General features: G+C 64.8%; 3 protein-coding genes. 1 reads left to right on the top strand and 2 read right to left on the bottom strand.

Going from position 1 to position 3563, the window contains the following annotated elements:
- Positions 1-1060 (bottom strand): hypothetical protein (locus VEK15_23145; GenBank protein HXV63616.1); only part of this gene is annotated, 1060 nt, incomplete at its 3' end.
- Complete coding sequence (locus VEK15_23140) at positions 1050-2357, bottom strand: BamA/TamA family outer membrane protein (protein ID HXV63615.1); 1308 nt, start codon at positions 2355-2357, stop codon at positions 1050-1052. The genes VEK15_23140 and VEK15_23145, both read right to left, overlap by 11 nt.
- Positions 2358-3157: 800 nt before the next feature.
- Here VEK15_23140 and VEK15_23135 point away from each other — a divergent pair.
- The coding region (locus VEK15_23135; GenBank protein HXV63614.1) for a hypothetical protein at positions 3158-3563 on the top strand (406 nt) is incomplete at its 3' end.

The raw sequence follows: 3563 nt of genomic DNA, 5'->3' as shown, positions 1-3563 counted from the left end.
AGGGGGGGTACTTCACGTTCGACCACCCGGGCGTCGCGAGGCCGAAGGTGGCCATACCCTTGAGGATCTGGCCCCCCTCGAGCAGATACTCGTAGCCACCGCGCGGCTGCTGGGCCGAGGTGCTGCCGCTTCCCATCGTCGAGCCGAAGTCCTGGAAGTAATGCCGGATGGAGTGCTTCCCGTCGACTCGTACGTAGGTGTCGAGGCTGTTCAGCGAGCGGGCGTCGTCGTGGTTCAGCCAGGCGCAGAACACTCGGAGCCCTCTCAGCTCGCGGCGTCGCTCGTGGGGGAAGATGTCGTTCGGGTCGTCGGGGCGCGTGCCGTAGTAGCGGTACTCCCCGACCACTTTTCCGGGAACGTAGCGGCTCGCCACCACCCGGATCCTTCCGTCCGCGCTTCGAGGGGCGTATTTCAGCCAGTGTTGCACGTCCGAAGGCTCGATGGGCTCCTCGTGTCCGGTCTCCGTCTGGAACACGGCCCCTTCCCCGATCTGCAGGCGCTGCGGATCGAGCTCCATCAAGTAGTCCTCGGGCACCCAATACCCGATCGCATGGAAGATCTTGGTGCTGATGATCTCGACCGAGGAGGGGAGCTCGGGGGCCACTTCCGGGTCGAGCTTCAGCAGGTACGTGTCGCCTCGCGAATCTCTCACCGTGAACTTTGGAGTGATGCCGGTCCAGGGCCTTCCGGTGACGTGCAACGGCCCGGGCGCGGGTCCATCGACGGTGTCGGGCCCGCGCAGGATCTCGTCGATGCTCATGTCGCGGATCCCGATGCGATTGGTGAACCAGCTGGAATCCGGAACCTCGCCGAGCGAGTTCACGTTCAGCGCCGGTCCGTCCGTGCCCCGGTCCTTGAACGTGTTTTCGAGGAAGTCATAGCTCTTGCTGAGGTCCCACTCTTTCACCGGCGGGACATCGACGGGCTCGGGATCGACCCAGAGCGGATCGTCGGGGTAGAAGCGCCGGCTCGAGTCTCCCTGCACTTGCTGGGCTCCTGCCGGGAGGCCGATCGACGCCGTCAAGAAGAACGAGCAGAGGATCACTCTTTTAGAAGACATAGACGAAACTCAGAAAAGGAATGAAGCCCTCGCGGGAAAAGGCCAGATCGAGCCGCCCCGTGAAGGCGTCATTGCTGTGGAAACGGAATCCCAGGCCGTAGGAAGCCTCCAGGTCATTGAAATCGAGATCGTCGCGGTCATAGGCGACTTTGCCCGCGTCCGCGAAGAGCGCCATGTCGAGGGCCCACCACGCCTGCCATCGGTACTCCGCGGTGAAGAGCATGGCGTTGCGGTCGCGGAACCGGAACTCGCGAAAGCCGCGAAGCCTCTGTCCACCGCCGAGAGTGGGCTGGTAGTAGAAGGGCACCTCTTGCCCGCTGTCCGTATCGGAAATCACGGCGGCGGCGCGAAGCGCGAGGACGCGGAACTTGTGTCCGAGAGGGAAGTACTGTTCCGCGTCGGCCTGCAGCTGGCGAAAGTCATAGGCTTCCAGGTCCTGGTCCTGGTAGTCGAGATAGCGGAGCCGGTACAAGCCTCCTCTTCGAGGAAGCGAGGGGTTGTCCCGGTACTCGTACGCGACATCGCCGGTGAAGCGCAGGAAGTTTGGCTGCTCGGTGTAACCGGGGATCGTCGCCGGGTCGAAGACCTCCTCCGTCGACGGGTACCGCGGATCTTGACCTTCGCCGATGCGGGGGTTCAGGTACGCGGCGCTCCCGCCGAACTGGAAGCCCCCTCCGGCTCGCCACAATCCGTCGACTACGAATTCGGAAGAGTTCATCTGGTACGCGGTCCGATTCGCCTCCTCCGCTTGGGCCCCGAGGCCGAAGAAATCCTCTTCCGGGAACTCGTAGATCCGTCCCCAGACCGAGATGTCCACGGGCGCCGATCCCAGGTTCTTCACGGCGACCCCGGAGCGGGCCAGGAAGTAATTGCGCGTCGAATAGGCGCCGACGGCGGTGAAGTCCACGCGGTTCGGAAGGTCGTCGTCGGGGTAGACCGACCCCACCGCCAGGTCCCGGTAACCGGCCCCGAACGTGAGACCGGCGCCGTTGGCGAAGCTCCCCGTCGCCACGTGGAAGCCGTGCCAGCCGGACAACACTCGGTTGATGACCTGTTGATTGTCCCACCAGTGGAGGCCGTTCTCGATCCCGCTCGGGTCGGGCTCCTGCAGTTTCGTCGCCTTCTCCTCGCGCTCCCTCGTCAACTCCGCTGCCCGGCTCGGCGGGATTTCGGCAGGGGATTGACACAAGGCCATCGATGTGGCGCCCGAGGCGAAACAGAGCCCGAGCGTGACGAGTCCGATCGTCCAGCGCGCTGAGGGAGCCCGTGCTTCTCGATTCCGCGTTATCTTCCACATCTTCCGTGTCCTCCTCTAGAGCATCGCTGCTCGCGGGCGCACCCGTGCCGCCGAGATTCTCCTCGGCATGCAGGCGCATCGCGGATCCGCCAGCACCGGGGCTCCAGCGAGATCGGGATCTAGGGCATCGGCCCGTCGCGCGACCCGATGCGGATCGAAGACCCGCGAGCGCCCGGATCTCAACCGTAGTCCTCTCGATTCCACTCGCGACCCTCTCGAAGAGCCGTTCGTGTGTCTTCTCCGCGAACCGCTGGCGCAGAGCTTCGTGGCTGAGGAACCCTCCATCAATCGCTGCATGGTGCGCTGTCGCATGTCCTCTCCTCGAGAGCCGATGTATTCAAGGTCCATACCAGGAGAGCTTGAAGCTCCAAGTGGCTTGCCGCCGCCAGTTGCGGGTTGCGGAGCGACGAAGGACGCGAGCCCGGCTGTTTACAAATGGACAGGTCTGCGCAGGTAGAGACAGTCCTTGCCCCTGCGCGTGCCGCCGGCCTTCTCGCGCCATGATGGGGATCAGCTCCCGACCGCGAGCTGTACCTCGGGCCGATGCGCGATCCGATCCGGAGCAAGCGCCGCGTTCGATTCCTCGTGACCAGCGTCCTCATCCTATTCGCTTCGCCCGCCATGGCGGGGGACCAGGGCTGGCCTTGGCTCGCCCGTGGCCGGAGCCGTTCGGGGCGTGGGTACGACGTTCGGAGTGGCGGATGGAGACCGCGCCGGACACTCGGCATCTTTCGGGATAGTAGGTCAGCCGGACCCTCACGAACGCGGTCGGCCCGGGGCAGCTGCGGGGGTGTTCGGCTGTGGTCTTCGAGCTCCTCCCTCTGTCCGCCTTCTCTCAGGATTTCACGACCTACGCGGTGGGGCTCAACCTGCTGGGACGCCACTATCTCGAGGCGGGCGGCAGGACGAGGCCCTTCATCACTCTCGGGGCGGGAGTGCTGGCCTCGGCCAGAGAGAACCCCGAAGGGGCCGCGAACCTGAACTTTCACACCCTAGATCGGTGCGGGCTTCGTATTCCCCGGTCATGGACGGCGTACGTACTCGGTCGAGCTGCGGTTTCATCACTTATCGAACGGGGGACGCGACGAGTTCAATCCCGGCATCAACTCGATCGTCGTGCGGTTCGCGGTGCTCTTCGGTCGACATCAGGACGCGATCGGGTGAAGCGGCATCGATCGCCGGAGCCGCGGGAGCCGGGACGGCGGA

This window comes from Vicinamibacteria bacterium, from assembly GCA_035620555.1.
In the GTDB taxonomy this organism is placed as follows: domain Bacteria; phylum Acidobacteriota; class Vicinamibacteria; order Marinacidobacterales; family SMYC01; genus DASPGQ01.
The sequence above is the reverse complement of the archived record's forward strand: the minus strand, read 5'-3'. Positions and strand labels throughout refer to the sequence as shown.